The following is a 21693-nucleotide window of genomic DNA, read 5'->3' as shown; positions in this document are numbered from 1 at the left end:
CCGAGGAGCCGCCCGTGCCCCCGCAGCCCGACGCCATCGACGCGCTGGACGGAAGACTGATCCGGCTGCTCGCCGAGGAGCCGCGGATCGGGGTGCTGGAGTGTTCGCGCCGCCTGCAGGTGGCGCGCGGCACGGTGCAGGCCCGGCTGGACCGGCTGCAGGCGCGCGGGGTGATCGGCGGGTTCGGCCCGCAGGTGGACCCGGGGGCGTTGGGCTATCCGGTGACGGCGTTCGCGACGCTGGAGATCTCGCAGGGGCAGGGCACCGTCGTACGGGCGCACCTGGCGGCGGTGCCGGAGGTGCTGGAGCTGCACACCATCACCGGTCACGGCGACATGCTGGTGCGGATCGTGGCCCGGTCGAACGCCGATCTGCAGCGGGTGATCGACCGGGTGGTGGGCTTCGACGGGATCGTCCGGGCGTCCACCGCGATCGCCCTGGAGAACCCGGTGCCGTACCGGATCCTGCCGCTGGTGGAGCAGGCCGCGGGGGCCGCGGACGGGTCCTGACGGGGGGCCGCCCCGGGCGTCCGGGCGTGTCCGCAGGTGACGAACGCCGCGTTATGACATATGCCTATGGCTCGTGCAGGCAATGAACGCAAGTGTGAACCCCGGGGCCGCCCCCGGTCCGCCGTCCGCCCTCCGCGCCTCCGGGGCGCCGCGGTGAAGCGGGGCACCGAGGCGCCCACCCTGATCGCCTCCGCGCAACGCGCCCTGCGGCTGCTGGAGGCCGCCGCCCGGCATCCGGCCGGCGCCACCGCCAAGCAGCTCGCCCGGGACACCGAGCTGGCCCTCGGCACCACCTACCACCTGCTGCGCACCCTGGTGCACGACCGGTACCTGGAGCGCCGCGAGGGCCGCTACCGAACCGGGCCCGCGGTGCTGGGGCTGAGCGCGGAGGACCCGGACGGGCCGGAGGCCGGGCGGATCCGGCTGGACCGGATGCTCCGCCGGATCGCCCACGAGCTGAACGCCGCCGTGCACTACGCCCGGTACAAGGACGGCGAGGTGGAGCTGGTGGCCGCCCGCGCCGCGCCCGGCACCGCCACCGCCGACCCGGCGAACTTCCGGTCCGGCGCGCACGCCCACGCCAGCGGCAAGACCCTGCTGGCGCTGCTGTCCGCCGAGGAGCGCCGGGAGTACCTGGCGAGCCACCCGATGGTGCCGTTCACCCCGTACACCCTTCGGCAGCCCGCCCAGCTGCCGCTGCTGCCCGGACCGGGGCCGCAGCGGGCCGCGCCGATCACCCAGTACCAGGAGTACCAGCTGGGCCTGGTGGGGGCGGCGGTGCCGATCGTGCTGGGCAGCGAACTGGCGGCGATCGCGGTGGCGCTGCCGCTCTCCCAGGCGCACCGGTTGACCGCGGTGGCCGGGAAGCTCCAAGCCCGGGTCGGCGAGGACCTGGCGACTGCGGCGTTCGGCGTGTAGGCCGGCCTGCGGGGCGCCCCGACGGACGGCCCGACGCGGCGGTTCAGCAGTGCGGGACGGCGCCGCCGTCGTGCAGCGCCTGGAGGGCGGCGACCGACTCGGCGTCGGGGCGGTTCAGCAGTGCGGGACGGCGCCGCCGTCGTGCAGCGCCTGGAGGGCGGCGACCGACTCGGCGTCGGGGCGGTTCAGCAGTGCGGGACGGCGCCGCCGTCGTGCAGCGCCTGGAGGGCGGCGACCGACTCGGCGAGGGTGTCCACCGGGACGAGCTGCAGCCCGTCGGGGGTGTTGACCTTGGCCTGGGTGCACTCGCTGCGCGGCAGCAGGAACACGGTGGCCCCGTCGCGGGCCGCCGCCTGGGTCTTCAGCGGGACGCCGCCGACCGGTCCGATCCGCCCGGCCGAGTCGATCGTGCCGGTGCCGGCCACGGTCCGGCCGCCGGTCAGGTCGCCGCCCCGGCCGTCGCCGGCGATCTTGTCCACGATGCCCAGGGCCAGCATCTGGCCCGCGCTGGGGCCGCCGATGTCGCCGAGGTCGATGGTGACCTTCACCTGGTCGGGCGACAGGTGAAGGTAGCCCAGGGCGGCCGTGGTGGCGTCGTCCCGGGACTGCGTCATCTGCTGCTGCGTCACCTCGTTGGCCTGCTTCGGGTTGCTCTGCGGGTAGACCTCCTCGGTGGGCACCACCACCTGCTCGGGGTCGACCCAGGCCCGCAGCGAGTCCCGCAGGGAGTTGCGGCGCCCCGGCTCGGTGGCCGAGATGGTGACCATCCGCAGCTGGCCCTCGGTGGCGCGCTGCTGCGCCCCGGTGATGGTGATCACCGGCCGGCCGTTGTACCTGCCCAGGGTGTCCGCGGTGATGCCGGGCGACTCCACCGTATAGGGCAGCGGCACGAACGCGGCCACCGCGAACAGTGCCAGCACCGGCAGCGCGCACAGGGCGAGGGCGCGGCTGCGCGGGGCGGTCAGGGCCGTGGGCAGGTTCTGGAGAGGCACACCCCGCATCCAAACACACCGGGGCCGCCGCCAGGGACGGCCGCGCGGATCGACCCGGCCGCGGCCGGGTTCAGCGCAGCGCGTCGGCGACCTCGGTGGCGGCCTCCACCACGCGCGGGCCAACCCGCTCGGGCACCAGGCCGTTGAGCATCACCACGCCGACGCTGCCCTCGATGCCGCTCAGGCCGATCAGCGCGGCGGCGGCGCCGCAGGCGCCGGACTGCTCCTCGGCCCGGGTGATCACGAAGCCCTGCTCGGGGCGGCGCTGGCCGGGGAAGCCACGGGCGTCCAGGATCGCCCGGCCGGCCGCGCTCTCGGTGAGCGGGTGGCGCAGGCCGGTGCGGTAGGCGACGTGGAAGTCCGTCCAGGTCGGTTCGACCACGGCGACGGCGAGCGCCTCGTTGCCGTCGACCAGGGTGAGGTGGGCGGTGGCGCCGAGGTCCTCGGCGAGCGAGCGCAGCGCGGGCAGCGCGGCCTCGCGCAGCAGCGGGTGCACCCGGTGGGCGAGGCGCAGCACGCCGAGGCCGACCCGGGCGCGGCCGCCGATGTCGCGGCGGACCAGGCCGTGCTGTTCCAGGGTGGCCAGCAGGCGGTACACCACCGTGCGGTTGACGGCCAGTCGGGCGGCCAGCTCGGTCACCGTCAGCCCGCGCTCGGAGTCGGCGAGCAGTTTCAGTACTCGGACACCTCGGTCCAGAGTCTGGGAGGTCTCAGCAGTCACGAACGCCAGGTCCTTTCCGCGGCGAATCCGACCCTACGGCACAACTACCTTTGGCTGCACCGGAATTGATCACACGCCAGCGTGGGTGTCCGGCGCGGGAGACCGGCCTCGGCGTCGTCGGCCGGTCGCAGGGCTCCGCGGTTGTCCGACCGGCCTGTGGGGTGGGGGCCCGGACGGGATTGGGGAGACGCTAGTGAACGGGAGGTGCGCTGCGGAAGTGGTTGTTCAAAATCCGGTCCACATCGTTGGAAAGTCGCGATGAAAAAACGGACAAGGCACCCAAAACTCCGACCTCGACCGCTCTGGTGTTCGATATCTGACCGGTAGCCGGACACCGCCTCCCGGCGGCGGGGGTCAGAGGACGTTGCGGCCGACGGCCCAGAGCGCGGCGGCGACGAGGATCGCGGTGACGGCACGCGGCCCGAGGCGCAGCTTCCAGTGCCGGCCGGCCAGCCCGTGCCGCAGCCGCACCAGGTACCAGGCGGCGACGAAGGGGAGCGCGAGCAGCAGCGCGGCGTTGTCGTGCCAGGCGGCGAGCAGGTCGCCGTGCATCAGGTCCCAGACCATCCGGGTGCCGCCGCAGCCGGGGCACTGAAGGCCCGTCAGTCGGCGCCAGGGGCAGAACGGCAGGGCCTGGCCGGGCAGGTGCGGATTGCGGGTGTACAGGTAGCCGGCGGCGGCCAGGCCGGCGGCGAGCAGGCCGAGCGGGGCGGCGGCGGGGTGGCGCAGCAGCGCGAACGGCGAACGGCCGGCGCCCCCGCCGCGGGTGTCCGCGGGGCGGGGGTGCCGGCCGTTCTCCTCGGCGTGCAAGGTCAGCTGCGCAGCAGACGGCCCTGGGCGTCGGTGCGGGTGTCGCTGACCAGGAAGATGATGCCGTCGATCAGCGCCCAGAAGCCGAGGCCGCCGCAGGTGAGCAGCTGGGCGATGCCCATGCCGATGTGGCCGGTGTAGAAGCGGCCGACGCCGAAGCCGCCCAGCAGGATCTGCAGGATTCCGGCGACGACCTTGGACTTGTCGGACAGCTCGGGGTTCTGGTTGGGGTACGCCACCGTGGGCTCCTCTTAACAGTGCGGGCCGGAGCGTCGGACGGGACGGCATCGGCAGGTCGACCGCATGCCGAGGCGCACCACACATGAGTGTTGGTCCCCCCAGCACCGGCACGCGGAAGATTAGCGGATCGTAGGACCGCTCGTCTCCACACTTCCTTCGCCAAGTCCCGCCGCGATCCCCTGACGGGCAGTCAACCTCCCCCCGGGCGCCCCGATCAGCCCGTCGTCGCCCACTCCCGAATTCGGCCGATCCGCGCCTTCAGCTGGTTGGCGGTGGCCTGCGCGGTGAGCGGCCCGCCGCACTGGCGGCGCAGCTCGTTGTGGATGGTGCCGTGCGGCTGGCTGGTGCGGTGGTGCCAGGCGGCGACCAGCGCGTTCAGCTCCTTGCGCAGTTCGCGCAGTTCCTGGTGGGTGATGACCGGGCGCTCCTCGGCGGGCAGCTCCAGCAGGTCGGCCTCCTCGGCGGGACGGGCCTTGGAGCGCTGGATCTGCCGGTGCTGACGTTTCTGCAGCAGCATCTGCACCTGGTCGGGTTCGAGCAGGCCCGGGATGCCGAGGTAGTCCTCCTCCTCCTCGCTGCCGGGGTGCGCCTGCATGCCGAACTCCATGGCGTTGTACAGCACCCGGTCGAAGACCGCCTCGCTGCCCAGCGCCTCGTAGGAGAACTCCTCGCTGCCGGTGTCCGGCCCGTCGTTGGCCTTCTCGGCCTCGGCGAGCAGCCGGTCCTCCTCGTCGAACAGGCCCTCGCCGTCCTTCTTCGGACGGTCCAGCACGTGGTCGCGCTGCAGCTCCATCTCGTTGGCGAAGCCGAGCAGCATCGGGATGGTCGGCAGGAACACCGAGGCGGTCTCGCCGCGCTTGCGGGCGCGCACGAAGCGGCCGACGGCCTGCGCGAAGAACAGCGGGGTGGAGATCGAGGTGGCGTACACGCCGACGCACAGCCGGGGCACGTCGACGCCCTCGGACACCATGCGCACCGCGACCATCCAGCGCGAGGTGCCCTCGGCGTAGTCGGAGATCCGCTTGGACGCCTCGGTCTCGTCGGAGAGCACCAGCGAGACCTTCTCGCCGGTGATCTCGCGCAGCATCTTGGCGTAGGCGCGGGCCACCGTCTGGTCGGTGGCGATCACCAGGCCGCCGGCGTCCGGGATGCCCTTGCGGACCTCGGTCAGCCGCCGGTCAGCGGCCTGCAGCACCGCCGGGATCCACTCGCCCTGCGGGGACAGCGCGGTGCGCCAGGCCTGGGCGATCAGGTCCTTGGTCATCGGCTCGCCGAGCCGGGCCTCCAACTCGTCACCGGACTTGGTGCGCCAGCGCATGTTGCCGGAGTAGCTGAGGAAGATCACCGGGCGGACGACGTGGTCGGCGAGCGCGTGCCCGTAGCCGTAGGTGTAGTCGGCGACCGACTTGCGGATGCCGTCGCCGCCCGCCTCGTACTGGACGAACGGGATCGGGTTGGTGTCCGAGCGGAACGGCGTACCGGTCAGCGCGAGCCGGCGGGTGGCGGGCTCGAACGCCTCGAAGCAGGCCTCGCCCCAGGACTTGGAGTCGCCGGCGTGGTGGATCTCGTCCATGATCACCAGCGTCTTGCGGGCCTCGGTGCGGTTGCGGTGCAGCATCGGGTTGACGCCGACGCCCGCGTAGGTCACCACGATGCCGTGGAAGTCCTTGGACAGCGGGCCCGAGGAGTACGCCGGGTCCAGCCGGATGCCTATCCGGGCGGCGGCCTCGGCCCACTGCTTCTTCAGGTGCTCGGTGGGCGCGACCACCGTGACCTGCTGCACCAGGTGGTTGTGCAGCAGGTAGGACGCCAGGGTCAGGGCGAAGGTGGTCTTTCCGGCGCCCGGGGTGGCGACCGCGAGGAAGTCCCGGGGCTGTTGCTCGACGTACTTGTCCAGCGCGCCCTGCTGCCAGGCGCGGAGCTTGCCCGCGGTGCCCCAGGGGGCACGGCCGGGGAAGGCCGGGGAGAGGTGCGCGGCGGCGGAGGTGCCGGTGGGGCGGGGGTGGAGGCTGTCGGCGTGCGAGAACAGCGGGGACATCGAGGAGGAGGCGGCGGTAGTCACGGTCTCCGAACGGGGTCGTCGCAGGTCAGGGCCGGTTTGAGGCCCGTCTCCCGCGGTCGGCGGGCGGTCGTGGAACCCGCCCAGCCTAGCCCCTTCCGAGGGGCGGACCACGGCGTTGCCGAGGTCCTGTGGCGCGCGTCCCACTCCGGTCGCGCGGCCCTCACCGCACCTTCACGCGGCACGGCCGGCCGTTCACCGTGAACACCTCCGGGACGGCGTGCGGGTCCGTCGCGGCGCCCGTGAAGCCGGCCTCGACGCCGGCGCCGGGCTGCACGGCGACCCGGGCTCGCCGCCGCGCTGCCCGGCGACGCCCGCCGGGGGCCCCAGCAGCGCGGCCGGCAGCGCCAGTACGCCGCCAGCCAGCCCGGCCGGGCCCGGGTCGGCCTGGCGCAGCAGGGCCGGCGGGCGCCGGCAGTCCGCGCAGTGCGGCAGGTGCCGCTCCACCCGCTGCCCGGCCCGCCGTCCGGCCCGGCCACCGGCGTGCCCGGCCGGCGTCGCCCAGTGCCCGGCGCAGGACGGGTGGTGCGGGCTGCCCGGGTACGCCCGCAGGTGGGCCGGCCGCAGCCCCTCGCGGGCCCGGTGCACCAGCACCGCCGCCCCGCCGCCCCCGAGCCGGGCCCCGATCCCGCCGGGCGGCAGCCCCTCCACCTCGGCCCGCCACAACGCGTGCGCCCATCGCTCGGGCAGCTGGGCGACCAGCCGGCGCATCCGGTCGGTCTCGGCCACCCCCGCGGCCGGGTCGCCGCTCTCGCCGCCGGGCACGTCCGGGACGGCCCTCTCGCGCACCGGGGCGGCGGCCGGGCGGCGGACGGTGGTGGGCCAGGTAGGCGCGCGGGTCCTCGATCCGCTGCCCGGCGGCCAGCCGCCGCCGACCCGCAGGTGGGCCTCGGCGACCAGGTCCTCGGCCCGCCAGTGGTCGCCGCCGGTGAGGATGCCGGCGTAGCGCAGCAGGCCGGGGTGGTGGCTGCGGCAGAGCTCGGTGCGCCCCGGCGAGCGACCGGCGCTCGGCCGACCGCACCGACGACTCCACGATCTCGTCCCCCTGGCCCGGTCGGACCGGCGGCGGCCCGGCCGATTCCTGCGATCCAGCCCGGGCGGCCGGGCCGCTGCGCACGACACCCCCACGCTCGACGACCGAAATGCCTGATTCATCCCTGCCGATGTGGCGCAGATCACTCGAAAGGACCCCAAAACCGGTGTAATTGCTCCTGTCCCTTCCGACTCTTCAGTCACGGAAGGCGACACCGGTCGCACCCCCACACTCCGGAGGAATCGTCGTGTCCGCAGCCCCTGCACCGATCGAACAACACACCCAGGCCCGCCTGATCCTCGGCTCCCACCGCTCCGCCCTGCTCCGGGTCGCCCTGCGCTACCGCTGCGAGGACCCGCTGGCGGTCCGGATGGCCTTCCCCGCCGAGTACGCGCTGGACGCCGACCCGTACGACCCCCACGGCCCCTACGACCCGAGCGACCCGTTCGACACCGCCGCCGCTCCCGCCGACCGGTCGGCGCCCGACATCGAGTGGGTGTTCGCCCGCCAGCTGCTCTCCGCCGGCCTGGAGCAGCTGGCCGGCGAGGGCGACGTCCGGATCCGGCCCGCGTTCGGCATGCGCACCATGGTCGAGCTGCGCTCCCCGGAGGGCGTCGCGCTGCTCCAGTTCGCCCGCGCGGACCTGCGCCGCTTCCTGTGGCGCAGCCACCTGGCCGTCCCGGAGGGCCAGGAGCTGCGGCACCTGGACTGCGACCGGGCGCTCGCCCAGCTGCTGGCCTGAGCTCCCGTCAGGGGCAGGCGCTCATCGGGTGGCCGTCAGGCCCGTTGAGTGCGCACCAGGTGTGCGTACACCACCACGTTCCCGTCCCAGCCGCCCTCGCGGGTGTAGGCGCCCCCACAGGTGATCAACCGCAGCTGGGCATCGGGAGTGGCCGTGTACACCTTGGCGTCGGGGAACTCCCGCTTCGGGTAGATCTCCACGCCGTCCACCTGGAACCAGGCGGTGGCCCGGTCGGCCCGGGCGACCTCCACCTGGTCCCCTCTGCGCAGCGCACCCAGGCGGTAGAACACCGCCGGGCCGTGCGCGGTGTCGACGTGCCCGGCCAGCACCGCCGCGCCGCTCGACCCGGGGGCCGCGCCGTCCCGGTACCAGCCCGCCAGGTTGCCGTCCGCCCCGGGCGGCGGCTCCAGCCGGCCCTCGCCGTCCAGGCCCAGCGGGCCGACGGGGGCGTCCACCCCGAGCACCGGGATCCGGACCCGCACCGGCGGCGAGGACGGCAGTGGCGGCACCGCGGGCCCGACCGGCGTCCCGTCGTAGGCCTGCGCGGCGACCGGGGCCGGCGGCAGCACGCCCAGCACTCCCCCGTGCAGCAGCCAGGCCCCCGCCACGATCGCCCCCGCGGCCAGCGCCGCCCTGCTCCATGCCCGCTCGTCCACCGCACCCTCCGCCCGCGCCGAACCGCTGCGCCCAGTCAACCGATCGCCGCCCGCCCCGGCACGCCCGGCGTTCCGCCCGGGTGACCGGCCGTCAGGTCCGCCCCGCCGGGCGGCCGCGGCGCAGCCGGGGGCGGGTCAGGAAGCCCTCGGCGAGGGCGGTGGCCAGGCCGATCGCGGGCAGTTCGGAGGGCTTCTCGTACAGCACGTACCGGGGCTGCCAGTGCGGGCGGTAGCGGGCGTTGGCCCGGTACAGCGACTCCAGCTGCCACCGGCGCGACAGGAACCGCAGCACCCCGCGCCACAGCCGCAGCACCGGCCCCGCACCGATCCGTTCCTCGAACACCTCGCGGAACATCGCGAAGTTCAGCGACACCCGCCGCACCGCGGGCTCGCCGCCCCGGGCGTGTTCGAGCAGCCCCGTCACGGTGTACTCGACCAGCCCGTTGTCGGACTCCCGGTCGCGGCGCATCAGGTCCAGCGACAGCCCGTCCGCGCCCCACGGGACGAAGGACAGCAGGGCGGCGGTCCGGCCGGCCTCGTCGCGGCACTCGGCGATCAGGCAGTCGCCGTCGGCGGGGTCGCCGAGCCGGCCCAGCCCCATCGAGAAGCCGCGTTCGGTGCGGCCGTGCCGCCAGGCGTCGGCGAGCCGCACCAGGTCGGCGAACTCCTCGGCGGGGATGTCCCGGTGGCGGCGGACCACCACCCGGTACCCGGCCCGTTCGACCCGGCGGCAGGTCTGCCGCAGGCCGCGCATCTCCCGCCCGTCCAGGGTGAACCGGGCCGGCTCGACCACCGCCTCGTCGCCGAGGTGCAGCGCCCGCAGCCCCGCCACCCGGGCGTACACCGTGCCGCCCTGCTCGCCCGCGCCGGTGACGGCGGGGATCCAGGCGTGCGCACGGGCCAGCCGCTGCCACTCCTCGATCGCCTGCGGCCACGCCTCCGGGTCGCCGAGCGGATCGCCCGAGGCCAGCGCCACGCCGTTGACCACCCGGTAGGCGACGGCGGCCTTCCCGCTCGGCGAGAAGCACGGCGACTTGTCGCGGCGCAGCGCGAAGTAGCCCAGCGAGTCCCGCCCGCCGTGCCGCTCCAGCAGCCGGCGCAGTCTCGACTCGTCCTCCGGGCCGAGCTGTTCGGCGCCGAGCGGGGAGCGCAGCAGGATCCGCAGGGTGAGCAGCAGCAGGGCGGTGCCGAGCAGGTTGAGCGCGAGGTCGATCCAGCGCGGCACCTCCACGCCGCCGACCTTGACGACGCCGGAGAGGGTGACCAGCCGCAGCAGCCCGTACCGGGCGGCCTCGCCCCAGTCCGGCACGCCGTCGGTGTGCCCGAGCCGGACGGCGACCGCGCCGAGGGCGGTGAGCAGCGCCCCGCCGACCACCAGCACGGCGGCCGCCAGCGGCACGTTGCCGCGCCCGCCGCGCACCCGGAACACGGGGCGGCTCAGCAGCAGCGCCAGCAGGACGGCGAGGGTGAGCGCCGCCGAGAACCAGTTGAACGGGTGCGCGCGGAACTCCGGGAAGGCCAGCGCCAGCCCGTACAGCCCGGCGTGCGCCAGCACGACGACCAGCGCGGCGATCCACGCGGCGCGCTTGCGGCGGCGCAGCATCACCGCGAGCAGGCCGGCCAGCAGCGCCGTGGTGAACCCGGAGGTGACCAGCACCGGCGTGAAGTACTCGCCGCGGTCGACCCGTTGGACCTGCGCGCGGAACGGCGCGACGACCGCGCCGAGCAGGTCGATCAGGGTGACGATCCGCAGGTACCACTGGACGAACGCGGCGCAGCGCAGCCGCCACGGCGCGGGCGGCGGCGCCTCGGCGACGGCGGGCGGCGGGACGGCCGGCGGCGCGGCGGCCGGTGCCACCGGCGCGGGTCGCGCGGGTTCGAGGTCGACGTCGGGGGTGCCGGCCACCAGGTCGTAGACGGCGGTCTTCGCCGCGACCAGGCGGCGGTGGATGCGCTCCTCGCGCCGCTCGGCGCGGGCCAGCCGACGGGGCCGGGACCGGTAGCGCCAGCGGGCCCACGGGCTCTGCGGCCGGGCCAGCCGCACCGCGCCGACCAGGGCGAGCGGCCAGAGCATGATGCCGAGCAGGCCCGTCCAGGTCTTGCCCTTGAGCAGGCTGACCACCACCAGGGCGAGCAGCCCGCAGGCCCCCGCCAGGGTGGGCCCGTCGGGGTGCCGGGCGAAGCCGCCGAGCGGGAGTTCGCCGAGCAGCAGCAGGCCGATGGTGGCGACGGCGAGCATCACGGCGTCCACCGAGGTGCGGCCCTGGGTCGACCAGTAGACGTCCTTCAGGTGCAGCACCAGCGCGAACTCGTCCAGCACCAGTCCGCAGCCGACCCCGAACCCGAAGCCGAGCAGGTTCCACCAGGAGCCGCCGTCGCCGCGCACCGCGAACGCGGCGACGCCGCAGATCAGCAGCAGGGCCTGGCCGAACACCACGTGGTGGATGTGCAGCCCTCCCGGCGTGACGTTGCCCGGCCACCAGCGGACCTGGGCGCGGATCAGCCGGGTGCTGATCCGGATGAACAGGAACGACAGCACCAGGCCGAGCAGCAGCAGGAACAGCGGCTCCCGTCCGGTGTCGACGATCCGGTCCCGGTAGGCGTCCAGCAGCGACTGCCACATCGGCGGGTGCGTCCTCCTCGTCCGGGGTCCGATCCGGTCCGTGCCATCTGATGCCAGGTCAACGCCCGGACGGCGGTGCCGCACCGGCCCGGTGCGCCGAACAGGTGAGCCTTCCGGCGAGGCGTCCCCCGGTCATCCGTACCCCGGGCCGTGCTTCCCGGCACGGCGTGGCGGCCCGTGCGATGCTGGGGCCGACTCCCCCGGACGACGCACCGTTCATTCCATCCGACGGACCGCACCTCCGGCCGGTGCCTTCCCCTTACTCCCTGGTGAACGGATGTGAGACATGGACGCCTTCTCCCGCAGGACGCTGCTGGCCGCCGGTGCGGCGACCGCCGCCACCCTCGCGGCCGGCTGCGCGAGCACCTCCGGGAGCGGGGGCGGAGCCGACGGGCCGGCCCGGGCCGACGGCCTCGCCGCGAACGGGACCCCCAGCGCCGTCCCCAAGCCCCCCGCCACCCTGATCGGCGACGGCTCCACCTCCGACACCGGCCCCCAGCCGGGCCAGCCCACCCCCGAACCGCTGGAACCCGGCCAGAAGCCCCCGCAGTTCGTGGTGTTCTCCTGGGACGGCGCGGGCGAGCTCGACGACCGCCTGTTCAGCCGGTTCCGGCAGCTCGCCAAGGACCACGACGCCACCATGACGTTCTTCCTCTCCGGCATCTACACCCTGCCCGAGTCGAAGAAGTCCATGTACCACCCGCCGCAGCACCAGGTCGGCGCCTCCGACATCGGCTACCTGAGCGACGCCCACATCCGCGCCACCATCGAGCAGATCAGCGCGGCCTGGCTGGACGGACACGAGATCGGCACCCACTTCAACGGGCACTTCTGCGGCGCCAACGGCGGCGGCCGCTGGTCCCCCGAGGACTGGGACAGCGAGATCCAGCAGGCGATGGACTTCGTCATGAACTGGAAGACCAACACCGGCAACACCGATCTGCCCGCGCTGCCCTTCGACTACCGCAAGGAACTGATCGGCGGCCGCACCCCCTGCCTGGAGGGCCAGCGCGGCCTGCTGCCCACCGCCGTCAAGCGCGGCTGGAAGTACGACAGTTCCGGCCCCGGCGGGCTGCAGATGTGGCCGCAGAAGTTCGCCGGCGGCGCGCTGTGGGACATGCCGCTGCAGTCCATCCCGTTCCCCGGGCACACCTTCCAGGTGCTCTCGATGGACTACAACATCATGTACAACCAGTCCGGCGACAACACCAAGGGCGACCCCGGCCGCCGCGCCTTCTGGCAGGCCCAGGCCCGCGACGCCTACCTGGCCGGCTTCGACCGCGCCTACCGCGGCAACCGGGCGCCGTTCATCATCGGCAACCACTTCGAGGGCTGGAACGGCGGCATCTACATGAACGCCGTCGAGGAGGTCCTGAAGGCGATCGCCGACAAGCCCGAGGTCCGGATGGTGTCCTTCCGTCAGCTGGTCGAGTGGCTGGAGGTGCAGGACCCGGCCGTGCTCAAGAAGCTCCAGGCCCTCACCCCCGGCCAGAGCCCCGAGGGCGGCTGGAGCAGTTACCTCGGCGGGGCGGGCGCCCCCGCCACCACCCGCCCGTCCGTGCCGCCGGTGTCCGGCGGCAAGTAGTCCGCCGTCAGGTCACCGGACCTTCGGCCGGGCCACCGCGGCCCGGCCGGAGAGCGCCGCACCGGCCAGCGCCACCACCGGCATCGTCAGGAACACCGCGGCGAACGCCCCCGCCGGCAGCGCCGCGTCGCGGGCCACGGCGCTGACCGCCCCGCCGCCCAACGCCGCGAACAGCACACCAGCGAGACCGGTCAGCAGCACGTTGCCCAGCGCGTCGCTCAGCTGCAGCGCCGCCGAGTTCTCGCCGGTCTCCTCCGGTGCCGACAGCTTCATCATCAGCACGCTGATGCTGGCGATCGCCAGGCCCATGCCGGCGCCGCCGACCGCCCAGGCCGCCGCCGTCACCCAGACCGGCACCGACGAGAACAGCACCAGCGCCGCCGCGCCGATCGCCACCGCGGTCAGCACGAACCCGTACCGGATCATCGTCTCCCGGTGGCGCTCCGCACCCGGCCGGCCCTGCAGCCACGACCCCAGCGCCCAGGACAGTCCGCCCGGCGCCAGCGTCAGGCCCGCCATGGTCACCGACAGGCCGCGCTGGGTCTGCATCATCAGCGGGATGAACAGCTCGGACGCGAAGAACGCGCCCGCCGCCAGCCCGCGCAGCAGGATCACCGTCGGCAGACCGCGGGCCGCCCGCAGCGTCCCCTTCGGGAGCAGTCGCAGCACCGCCGGGCCGATCAGCGCCACCCCGGCGGCCGCCGGCAGCAGCGACCACCCGTCCAGCCGCTGACCCGCGTACTGCAGCAGCGCCGCGCCGACCGCGACCATCGCCGCGTCCCGGGTCCGCCGCCAGTCGTACGGCTGCACCTGCAGCGGCGGCTGGCGCCGCTCGGAACGGCGCAGCGCCGGGCCCATCACCGCGAGCGGCAGCAGCACCAGCACCGGCACCGCGAGGAACACCCAGCGCCAGCCCAGGTGCTGGGTTACCGCGCCGGAGATCACCGGGCCGAGGATCGACGGCAGCACCCAGGCCGCCGAGAACGCGGCGAACACCGCCGGGCGCAGCCGCTCCGGGAACGCCCGGCCGACCACCACGTACAGCGCCACGATCACCAGGCCGCCGCCCAGGCCCTGCACCGCCCGGCCCGCGACGAACATCCACATGTTCACGGCGGTGCCGGCGATCACCAGCCCGGCCGCGAACACCGCGATCCCGCTGAACAGCGGCGCCAGCGGCCCGCGCCGGTCGCACAGCTGCCCCGACACCACCATCGCCAGCAGCGTGGTGGTGAAGTACGCGGAGAACGCGAACGCGTACAGGCCGATCCCGTCGAGCTGCTGCGCCGCCGTCGGCATCGCGGTGTTCACCGCCGTCGCCTCGAACGCCAGCAGCAGCACCACCGAGACGATGCCCAGCGTCAGCGCCCGCCAGGGGCCGCTGAGCACACCTCCCGTGCCGTCGTCGTCGGGTATCTGCCGCGATGCTGCCGTTTCGGCCGGGGAGGTGGTGGTCACCACGACATGGTAAGTGCCGTCATCGCCTCTTGGTCCTGACCCTTCGGCCGACGACGACCTCCGTCGCCGATCCTGGGCCCTGCCTCCGCCGCGTTCCGCTAGTGCAGCACCTTCAGCCCCACCACCCCGGCCAGGATCAGCACCAGGCAGGTGATCCGGGCCGCACTCACCGCGTCCCCCATCGCCACCATCCCGTACAGCGCCGTCCCCACCGCGCCGATGCCGACCCACACCGCGTACCCGGTCCCCAACGGAATCGACCGCATCGCGTACGCCAGCCCGCCCATCGACAGGACCAGACCCACCGCGAACACCAGACTCGGCACCAGCCGCGAGAACCCCTTGCTGGCCTCCAGGGCCACCGCCCAGACGGTCTCCAGCACACCGGCGACGATCAGAACCACCCACGCCATGACGACGGACTCCTCGCAGTAGTCGAACCACCTACCGCGCCGTCTTGTCATACCGGGTACGACGCACCTCGTCCGGGACGGGCCACCAGCACCCGTCTCGCTCCCGACCGTAGCACAGCGCCGACACGCGGAATTCATCGACGAATTACCGCTTTCCATTGACGCCGCCCCGATCCCGCCCGCTATAGTGAATTCACCGGAACGAACCGGAGCAGCCCACGACGGCAGGAGAAGGCGATGAACAGGAAGCTGGTGGCCCTCGCAGTGCCCCGCACCTGTGCCTCCTGTCCCGGCTGCCGGTGTTCCCTCTCCTGTTGCGCCTGACCGCAACTCCCCCGCGCCGACAGGCCTCTTGACGCCTGCGCGCACCCCTTCACGACCGTGTGCCCGAGTGGTTCAGGGAACCGTCTGCAAAACGGTTTACACGGGTTCGATTCCCGTCACGGTCTCTTCCGGAATTCACCGGGCGCCATTCATGCACCACCGCGCCCGGTGAATTCCGCTGCCCTGTTCCTTTTCCTCGGCGAGTTTCCTGGCAAAATGCGGCGGGCGCCGGTGGTGATCCCCCAGGACCACCACCGGCGCCCGCCGCGCGCTGCCTACTACCCGCTTTGCTACTCGATGACCGGCGGGTTCGCCGTGCCACCGCGCCAGGTCTCCTCGTCCTCGATCAGGTAGTCGGGACGGTGGCCCTCGCCCTTCTTCTTCCGGTTGGCACTGCCGGACCCGGGCGCGCCGTGCATACCGGCCGCACCGCCCTGGCCGGCGCCGCGGCCCTTGCCGATGCCCGAACCGCCCTCGGTGAACGCCCGGCCACCGGCACCGCCGGCCTTGGCGCCGCCGATCGTGCCACCGGCCTTGCGCACCAGGCCGCTGCCCTTCCCGCCGGCACCGCCCTTCGCGCCACCGGCGCCACCCATGCCGCCGCCGCCGTGCATACCGCCGCCCATGCCACCGGCACCGGCCGCACCACGACCACCCGCAGCACCGGCACCCGCAGCCCCGGCGCCACCGGCACCGCCGGCCTTGCCCGCGCCACCGGCCCCGGCACCGCCGGCACCGCCGACCTTGCCGCCGCCACTGCCGCCGGTCCCGAGCCCGCCGGTCCCGACGCCACCGGTACGACCGCCACCGGACCCGCCACCGGGCAGGTACCCGCCGCCGCCGACCCCGGGCACGTAACCACCGCCACCGGGGAACCCGCCACCACCGGTACCACCACCACCCGTACCGGGCCCCGGCAGAGTCCCAACCCCACCGGGCAACCCACCCCCGGGCCCCGTGGGCAACCCGGGCCCCGTCTCAGGCGGAGTCCACCCGTCCAACCCGGTGGACGGCGGCTTCCACGGCTGCCCCGGAGTAATCGGCGGCACCCCGTGCGTCGGAGGCATCGGCTCCACCTGCCCGGGAGCCCACGGCGACGGCTGCCCGGGATCCTTGGGCGGCACGTACCCGGGCGGGGGCTGGTCCTTGGGGTGCCCCTCGGGGTACTTCGGCATCGGCATGGTGGGCGGGGTGTGCCCGGGCGGAGGCGTCGTGCTCGGCTCGGGCGGGAAAGCCTCGCCCTCGTGCCGTTCACCGGTCCGACCCGGCGGATTGTCCAGATAGCTCGCTGCCTCGAGATACTGGGGACCGAGGTGCTCCATGACGCCGATCGCGTACTGGTGCGCAACCTCGGTGGCCGACAGTTCATGGGCATTCTTGTTCACCGCGTCGATGCGGTTCATCCCCGAGGCAAGGTCCCGCTTGAGGCCTTCGTCGGAAGAGGCGAAGCCGTCGTTGAGAGTCTTGCCGACCCGGTCCCAGAAGCCTGGAACCTTGATCTGCGACATCGTCGACTTGGTCTGCTGCAGCGCGGTCGCCGCGTAGTCCATGGCGACCGAGGTGTTCGACGCATGCGCGGCGGTGTTGGCCAGGCTCTGCTGGATCTGACCGCCCTTCTGCGCGAAGCCCTGGGCCGCAGCACCCTGCCAGTTCGCGGTGGCGTGCTGCACGGCCTCCTGCAGCTTCGCAGCGACGTCGTTCAACTCCTGGTGAACGCTCTTCCAGTGCTCGCCGACCTGGCGGATCTGGTCCGGGCTGGAGTGCCCGACCATGTCCTTGAGCGGGATGAGGGCGTAGGAGTCGAACGGAGTCTTGTGTGACGCCATGTCAGACCGTCCTCGGGGTCAGCTGGTTCATCGTCGCCTGCTTGTCGAGCTCACCGCCGGTGTACCTGGCATGAGCGGTCTGGGTCTTGTCGCCGTACTCGTTGATCAGGGCGTCAAGATCCGCGATCGTCTGGGTCAGGAACGCCTGCATCTTGCCGTGCGCCTCGTACAGCGCCTGCGCCTCGACGAAGTTGCCGCCGAAGGCATCCCGAGAGATGTCGGTCTTGTACTTCGTGTTGGTGCCGCACGTACTGATGTTCTGCTGGAGGGCCCGCAGTCGCTTGACCACTGCCTCCAGCTCATCCGGGTTTACGCTGAATCCGTCGGACACGAGGCCCTCTCCCCCTGGAGTGTCGAAACTTCCCCGTGGTAGCGCTCTGGTGGGTGGGCTGACGTTTACTCAGAGCGTTCGATCGTATCGCGTTCAGGGCATGTCTTGACACGTCCCGAACGCGACTGGTTACTGCCCCTGGTAAGGGTTCTGATAGCCCGTCGGCGGCTGCTGAGGGTAGCCGGGCGGCGGCTGCTGGCCGTACTGCGGAGCCCCGGGCTGCTGGCCGTACGGTGGCTGCTGAGCGGGCGGCCAGCCCTGCGGGGCACCGTACGGAGCAGGACCACCCGGCTGACCAGGCAGGCTCTGCGACCGGTTGCGCCTCCGGCTGTTCGCCACCACGATCGCGATGATCACGATGAGCAGCACCACCGCTCCACCGATCGCACCGAGGATCAGCGGCATGGTCGAAGTGGACGACTGCTTCAGCTCCGGCACCGCCCCCGGATCTCCCAGCCCGGACCCCGGATCAGCAGAACTTCCACCACCGGTGGTCGCACCGCCGCCGGCCGCAGGACTCGGGTCACCGCCGGCCGGAAGTGCCAACGGCCCCTGAGTCGTTCCCGCCGGAATGTCCATGGTCAGCGCCTCGTACGGGCGGACGACTCCGTAGCCGTAGTGCTGATCGGGAAGCTTGCTCACACCAGCAGGTCGCGATGCCGACTTGACCAGCCGCTCGGCAACCTGTCCAGCCGTCAGCTTCGGGAATTTCGCTCGCACCAGAGCCGCGGCAGCAGAGACGTAGGCTGTCGCGTCCGAGGTTCCGTCCCCTATGCAGTACTGCCCCGTACCGCAGGAGCCTGCGGAGACGATTCGCACGCCCGGCGCCGAAAGAAGTACTTCCGGACCGTAGTTGGACTTCGGCCAGATCTTCAGATCCTTGTCGACCGCTCCGACGGCGAGGATTCCCGGGGTCCTGGCCGGATACTCGACAGGCGCGTTGGAGTTACCCGAACTTGCCACGATCAGGACATTGTGGGCGGCGGCGTAAGCAACAGCGTCAGGCATGCGCGGGTTGTCTTCCGAGCCACCCTGCGAAATGTTGATCACCTTCGCGTCGTGGTCCACCGCCCACTTGACCGCCTCCGGGATCCCGTCACGATCTCCGGGGCCGCCCTTGAAGATGGGCAGTATCTTGACCCCAGGAGCCAGGCCCACCACGCCGTCATTGTCGCCATGGCCCTGGCCGGCAATCAGGCTGGCGATCCCGGTGCCGTGCGGGTTGGAAGTCCCGACTTCATTGCCGCCGCCGCTCGGGTCGTATCCGGGCAGCACACGACCCGCAAGGTCTGGGTGATTGGGATCCACCCCGGCATCGATAACAGCGACGGTGACGCCCTCGCCCCTGGTGATCGACCACACCTTGTCGAGGTTGAAGTACTGATTCGCCCATTGCGTGTCGCGAACCTGGTCCGCGGACGCCATTGGCAGCCCTGTGAACAGGAACCCTGCGGTCAGCGTGGTCGCGCCGAGCACGCGTGTGAGTCTCGTCAGCCTCATCAGTACCCCGTCGGTCGAGTGACAGCCCGTTCGTTCTCGCAACGCCCCCGGAACGCAGGACCGTCCGATCGTATCGCCCGGCCCGGGCCCTGCGCAGACCTCCAGTGATGAGTTCGCTACGTTTCGCCTCACCGCGACCCGACTGCCGGTCAGGTCCGGACGTGCGAACGGGATTCGATCGCCGGATCGGCCGACCGACTGCCAGCTGCCGCTCTGGTAGGGCCGCTGCGGGTAGCCGGCGCCTGTCGGGATGTCCTTGGCCAGGACCTCGGTCGGCGCGAGGATGTCACAGCCGTTTGCAGTGCTGGGCGCCCACGCCGGCACGCCGGGCTCGTTCGCCCGGTTGCCGGCGGTCCTGGTGGCCGGTCAGGCGAGGGTGGCGTCCTCCGGGAGGATCGGGAGGCGGCCTACCGGGAGGCCGGTGGCGGCGCGGACGGCGGCGGCCACGGCGGCCGGGGCGACGACGGCGGGGGCGGCGCTGACGGCCTTCGCGCCGAAGGGGGCGACGACGTCGCGTTCTTCGAGGAGGGCGGCGATCCGGATGTCGGGGGTGTCGAGGGCAGTGGGGAGGCGGTAGCCGGTGAGGGAGGCGTTGAGGGGGACGCCGTGTTCGGTGCGGAGGTTCTCCAGCAGGGCGAGTCCGACGCCCTGGGCGACGGCGCCCTCGATGCGGCTCTCGATCTGGCGGGGGTTCAGGGCCCGGCCGACGTCCTGGGCGACGGTCACGTCGACGACCCGGACGGCGCCGAGTTCGATGTCGACGTCGACGACGGCGCGCATCGCGCAGAAGGCGATGGAGACGAAGGCGTCGCCCTGCCCGGTCTCGGGGTCGAGGGGTTCGGTGGGGTGGGGGCGGCACTGGGCGGTGGCCCACAGCTCGCGGCCTTCGAGGGCCTGGCTGACCGGCATGCCGAGCACGCCGTCGTACGAGGTGATCTTCCCGTCGCTGATGGTGAGCAGTTCGACGGACATCCCGAAGTCCGCGGCGATCGGCTGCAGCATCTGGTGGCGGACCATCAGCGCGGCGCGTTCGACCGCGCCGCCGGACACCCAGGTGTGCCGGCCGCGGGCGGCGGGGCCGGCCGCGGACTGGTCGGAGTCGACGGGCGCGATGTACACCTCGCTGACGCCGAGGACGGACTGGACGATCTGCCGGGCGAGGGTGGCGAAGCCCTGTCCGGAGTCGACGGCCGCGCAGATCACGGTGGCGTGGTCGCCGGAGACCCGGACGGTCGCGGTGGCGACCTCGTCCTCGCCCTCCGCGCCGAGCATGTGCACCATGCCGACCGCGTAGCCGATGCCGCGGCGCACCGCGGCGGGGTCGCCGGCGCCGCCCGGGCCGCCGGGCAGCAGCCAGTCGGCCTCGGGGTCGTCGAGCGGCAGGGCGGGCAGCGGGGAGTCGGCGAGCGCGTCGAGCAGCGCGGTGACGGGGGCGGGGCAGGTGACGGCCTGTCCGGTGGGCAGCGGGTCGCCGGTGGACATCGCGTTGCGGCGGCGGATCTCCAACGGGTCGACGCCGAGCTGCTTGGCGAGCTGGTCGAGCTGCGACTCGTACGCGAAGCAGGTCTGCAGCGCGCCCTCGCCGCGCATCCGGCCGGCCGGCGGGTTGTTGGTGCGCACCGCCCAGGCGTCGACGAAGACGTTGGGGCAGGTGTAGGGGCCGACCGAGAACGCGACGGCGGCGGCCAGCGCCTCCGCGGAGACGTCGGCGTAGGCGCCGCCGTCCAGCAGGATCTGCGCCTCGACCTTGACCAGCGTGCCGTCGGCGTCGGCGTGGTGCCGGTAGCGCAGGAGCGCGGGGTGCCGGGTGGTGTGCGCCTGGAAGGACTCGGCGCGGGTGAGGGTCATCTTGACGGGGCGTCCGGTGCGCAGCGCGAGCAGCGCCAGGGTGACCTGGAAGGACAGGTCCTCGCGGTCGGCGGTGGCGCCGGGCACGCCGGTGACGACCAGCCGGACCCGGTCGGGGTCGAGGCCGAGGCAGGCGGCGGTGCGGTCGCGGTCGCCGTGCGGGTCGGTGGAGGACAGGTGCAGTTCGACGCCGCCGTCGGGGCGGGGCACGGCGAGGCCGGCCTCGGCGCCGATCGGGGCGGGGTCCTGCCGGCCGACCTGGTAGAGGCCCTCGACGACGATCTCGCCGACGGCGTCGGGGTCGCCGGCGCGCAGCGGCAGGTGGCGCAGCAGGTTGCCGTCGGGGTGCAGCGGCGGGGCGTGGAAGGCGGCCTCGGGGTCGGTGACGGGTTCCAGGACCTCGTACTCGACCAGGATCGCGGCGGCGGCGAGCCGGGCGGTGTCGGGGTGGTCGGCGGCGACGGCGGCGACGGGTTCGCCGTGGTGGCGCACCACGCCGGAGGCGAGCACCGGCCGGTCGGCGACGACGGGTCCGGGGGCCGCGCCGTCGGCGCCGCCGTCGCTGCCGCCGGGCAGGTCGGCGGCGGTGACCACGGCGTGCACGCCGGGGACGGCGAGTGCCGCGGAGGTGTCGACGGAGACGATCCGGGCGTGCGGGTGCGGGGAGCGCAGCACGGCGCCCCAGAGCAGCCCTTCGGCCCACAGGTCGGCGGCGTACGGGTAGATGCCGAGGGCCTTGGGGAGGGCGTCGGTGCGCAGCGGGGAGCTGCCGAGGCCGGTGGAGCCGGTCTCGTCGTCCGCGGGGGCGGCCGCCGGGAGCTCGGTGGCGGAGGTCATGCGTTCTCGTCCTCGGGGAGCCTGATGCCGTGGGCGGGGGTGGCGTCGTAGCCGGGGTACTGGTGTCCGTAGCCGTCGGTGGCGTAGACGGTGCCGTCGTAGCCGCCCGCGTCCTGCTGCGGGGCGCCGTGCGGCGGGGCGCCTTCGTAGACGCCCGGGTCCTGGTGCGGGGTGCCGTGCGGCGGGGTGGGCAGGTACGGGGTGCCGTGCGCGGGGGTGCCGTAGGCCGCGGCGTCGGCGGCGGTGCCGTGCGCGGGGGTGGGTTCCC

At 73.5% G+C, this 21693-nt stretch carries 18 protein-coding genes, 1 tRNA gene and 1 riboswitch; of the genes, 5 read left to right on the top strand and 14 right to left on the bottom strand.

Annotated features, from left to right (window positions below; all coding sequences use genetic code 11):
• Nucleotides 1–14: 14 nt before the first annotated feature.
• Nucleotides 15–509 (top strand): Lrp/AsnC family transcriptional regulator, encoded by a 495-nt coding sequence (locus ACI1MP_RS24205; RefSeq protein ID WP_232734184.1) that lies wholly within the window; start codon nucleotides 15–17, stop codon nucleotides 507–509.
• A 153-nt stretch (nucleotides 510–662) separates the two neighbouring features.
• Complete coding sequence (locus ACI1MP_RS24200; protein ID WP_404869453.1) at nucleotides 663–1427, top strand: IclR family transcriptional regulator; 765 nt, start codon at nucleotides 663–665, stop codon at nucleotides 1425–1427.
• A gap of 185 nt (nucleotides 1428–1612) precedes the next feature.
• Here ACI1MP_RS24200 and ACI1MP_RS24195 read toward each other — a convergent pair whose 3' ends face one another.
• The 6 genes from ACI1MP_RS24195 to ACI1MP_RS24170 all read right to left on the bottom strand — a co-directional run bounded on the left by ACI1MP_RS24195 (nucleotide 1613) and on the right by ACI1MP_RS24170 (nucleotide 7371).
• Entirely contained in the window at nucleotides 1613–2428 is an 816-nt protein-coding gene (locus ACI1MP_RS24195) for a S16 family serine protease (RefSeq protein ID WP_404869452.1), read from the bottom strand.
• A gap of 61 nt (nucleotides 2429–2489) precedes the next feature.
• Nucleotides 2490–3140 (bottom strand): IclR family transcriptional regulator, encoded by a 651-nt coding sequence (locus tag ACI1MP_RS24190; protein ID WP_043914174.1) that lies wholly within the window; start codon nucleotides 3138–3140, stop codon nucleotides 2490–2492.
• Nucleotides 3141–3494: 354 nt separating this feature from the next.
• Nucleotides 3495–3872: a DUF2752 domain-containing protein gene (locus tag ACI1MP_RS24185; RefSeq protein ID WP_100588718.1), complete on the bottom strand. Its 378-nt coding sequence runs from the start codon at nucleotides 3870–3872 to the stop codon at nucleotides 3495–3497.
• Between the two features lie 80 nt (nucleotides 3873–3952).
• Nucleotides 3953–4189, bottom strand: a complete 237-nt coding sequence (locus ACI1MP_RS24180) for a TM2 domain-containing protein (protein ID WP_043914175.1) — start codon at nucleotides 4187–4189, stop codon at nucleotides 3953–3955.
• Between the two features lie 215 nt (nucleotides 4190–4404).
• Complete coding sequence (locus ACI1MP_RS24175) at nucleotides 4405–6228, bottom strand: DEAD/DEAH box helicase (protein ID WP_404870824.1); 1824 nt, start codon at nucleotides 6226–6228, stop codon at nucleotides 4405–4407.
• Nucleotides 6229–6444: 216 nt separating this feature from the next.
• Nucleotides 6445–7371: an RNA polymerase sigma factor gene (locus ACI1MP_RS24170; RefSeq protein ID WP_404869451.1), complete on the bottom strand. Its 927-nt coding sequence runs from the start codon at nucleotides 7369–7371 to the stop codon at nucleotides 6445–6447.
• 158 nt (nucleotides 7372–7529) lie between these two features.
• Between ACI1MP_RS24170 and ACI1MP_RS24165 the strand changes: the two genes are divergently transcribed.
• On the top strand, nucleotides 7530–8024 hold the full coding sequence (locus tag ACI1MP_RS24165) for an SsgA family sporulation/cell division regulator (protein ID WP_100588593.1): 495 nt from the start codon (nucleotides 7530–7532) through the stop codon (nucleotides 8022–8024).
• A 35-nt stretch (nucleotides 8025–8059) separates the two neighbouring features.
• On the opposite strand, the gene ACI1MP_RS24160 is transcribed toward ACI1MP_RS24165, so the two are convergent.
• A complete protein-coding gene (locus tag ACI1MP_RS24160; RefSeq protein WP_404869450.1) occupies nucleotides 8060–8680 on the bottom strand; it encodes a class F sortase in 621 nt (206 codons plus the stop codon).
• 91 nt (nucleotides 8681–8771) lie between these two features.
• Nucleotides 8772–11303, bottom strand: coding sequence for a phosphatidylglycerol lysyltransferase domain-containing protein (locus ACI1MP_RS24155; protein WP_404869449.1), 2532 nt, complete (start codon nucleotides 11301–11303; stop codon nucleotides 8772–8774).
• 286 nt (nucleotides 11304–11589) lie between these two features.
• Between ACI1MP_RS24155 and ACI1MP_RS24150 the strand changes: the two genes are divergently transcribed.
• On the top strand, nucleotides 11590–12888 hold the full coding sequence (locus ACI1MP_RS24150; RefSeq protein WP_404869448.1) for a hypothetical protein: 1299 nt from the start codon (nucleotides 11590–11592) through the stop codon (nucleotides 12886–12888).
• A gap of 12 nt (nucleotides 12889–12900) precedes the next feature.
• On the opposite strand, the gene ACI1MP_RS24145 is transcribed toward ACI1MP_RS24150, so the two are convergent.
• Both ACI1MP_RS24145 and ACI1MP_RS24140 read right to left on the bottom strand, forming a co-directional pair.
• Nucleotides 12901–14346: an MFS transporter gene (locus ACI1MP_RS24145; RefSeq protein WP_404869447.1), complete on the bottom strand. Its 1446-nt coding sequence runs from the start codon at nucleotides 14344–14346 to the stop codon at nucleotides 12901–12903.
• A 98-nt stretch (nucleotides 14347–14444) separates the two neighbouring features.
• On the bottom strand, nucleotides 14445–14759 hold the full coding sequence (locus tag ACI1MP_RS24140) for a multidrug efflux SMR transporter (protein ID WP_100588589.1): 315 nt from the start codon (nucleotides 14757–14759) through the stop codon (nucleotides 14445–14447).
• Nucleotides 14760–14792: 33 nt separating this feature from the next.
• A riboswitch (guanidine-III (ykkC-III) riboswitch) is annotated at nucleotides 14793–14859 on the bottom strand.
• Nucleotides 14860–15136: 277 nt separating this feature from the next.
• Between ACI1MP_RS24140 and ACI1MP_RS24135 the strand changes: the two genes are divergently transcribed.
• A tRNA-Cys gene (locus ACI1MP_RS24135) sits at nucleotides 15137–15208 on the top strand.
• Nucleotides 15209–15373: 165 nt separating this feature from the next.
• On the opposite strand, the gene ACI1MP_RS24130 is transcribed toward ACI1MP_RS24135, so the two are convergent.
• From ACI1MP_RS24130 to ACI1MP_RS24115, 4 genes are all read right to left on the bottom strand, one after another.
• Nucleotides 15374–16909: a hypothetical protein gene (locus tag ACI1MP_RS24130; protein WP_404869446.1), complete on the bottom strand. Its 1536-nt coding sequence runs from the start codon at nucleotides 16907–16909 to the stop codon at nucleotides 15374–15376.
• 1 nt (nucleotide 16910) lies between these two features.
• Nucleotides 16911–17240, bottom strand: a complete 330-nt coding sequence (locus ACI1MP_RS24125; protein WP_100588588.1) for a hypothetical protein — start codon at nucleotides 17238–17240, stop codon at nucleotides 16911–16913.
• A 129-nt stretch (nucleotides 17241–17369) separates the two neighbouring features.
• Nucleotides 17370–18716, bottom strand: a complete 1347-nt coding sequence (locus tag ACI1MP_RS24120) for a S8 family serine peptidase (protein ID WP_404869445.1) — start codon at nucleotides 18714–18716, stop codon at nucleotides 17370–17372.
• Nucleotides 18717–19106: 390 nt separating this feature from the next.
• The gene (locus ACI1MP_RS24115) at nucleotides 19107–21425 is read right to left on the bottom strand and encodes a xanthine dehydrogenase family protein molybdopterin-binding subunit (protein ID WP_404869444.1); all 2319 of its coding nucleotides are present in this window, start codon (nucleotides 21423–21425) and stop codon (nucleotides 19107–19109) included.
• Between the last annotated feature and the right edge of the window lie 268 nt (nucleotides 21426–21693).

The organism is Kitasatospora griseola (assembly GCF_044999035.1).
Lineage (GTDB): Bacteria > Actinomycetota > Actinomycetes > Streptomycetales > Streptomycetaceae > Kitasatospora > Kitasatospora griseola.
The sequence above is the reverse complement of the archived record's forward strand: the minus strand, read 5'-3'. Positions and strand labels throughout refer to the sequence as shown.

What these genes read in the sequence shown, in the direction of transcription:
- ACI1MP_RS24130 (WP_404869446.1), bottom strand. Translation starts at nt 16,909, where the DNA reads ATGGCGTCACACAAGACTCCGTTCGACTCCTACGCCCTCATCCCGCTC.
- ACI1MP_RS24150 (WP_404869448.1), top strand. Translation starts at nt 11,590, where the DNA reads ATGGACGCCTTCTCCCGCAGGACGCTGCTGGCCGCCGGTGCGGCGACC.
- ACI1MP_RS24115 (WP_404869444.1), bottom strand. Translation starts at nt 21,425, where the DNA reads ATGACCTCCGCCACCGAGCTCCCGGCGGCCGCCCCCGCGGACGACGAG.
- ACI1MP_RS24195 (WP_404869452.1), bottom strand. Translation starts at nt 2,428, where the DNA reads ATGCGGGGTGTGCCTCTCCAGAACCTGCCCACGGCCCTGACCGCCCCG.
- ACI1MP_RS24155 (WP_404869449.1), bottom strand. Translation starts at nt 11,303, where the DNA reads ATGTGGCAGTCGCTGCTGGACGCCTACCGGGACCGGATCGTCGACACC.
- ACI1MP_RS24140 (WP_100588589.1), bottom strand. Translation starts at nt 14,759, where the DNA reads ATGGCGTGGGTGGTTCTGATCGTCGCCGGTGTGCTGGAGACCGTCTGG.
- ACI1MP_RS24175 (WP_404870824.1), bottom strand. Translation starts at nt 6,228, where the DNA reads ATGTCCCCGCTGTTCTCGCACGCCGACAGCCTCCACCCCCGCCCCACC.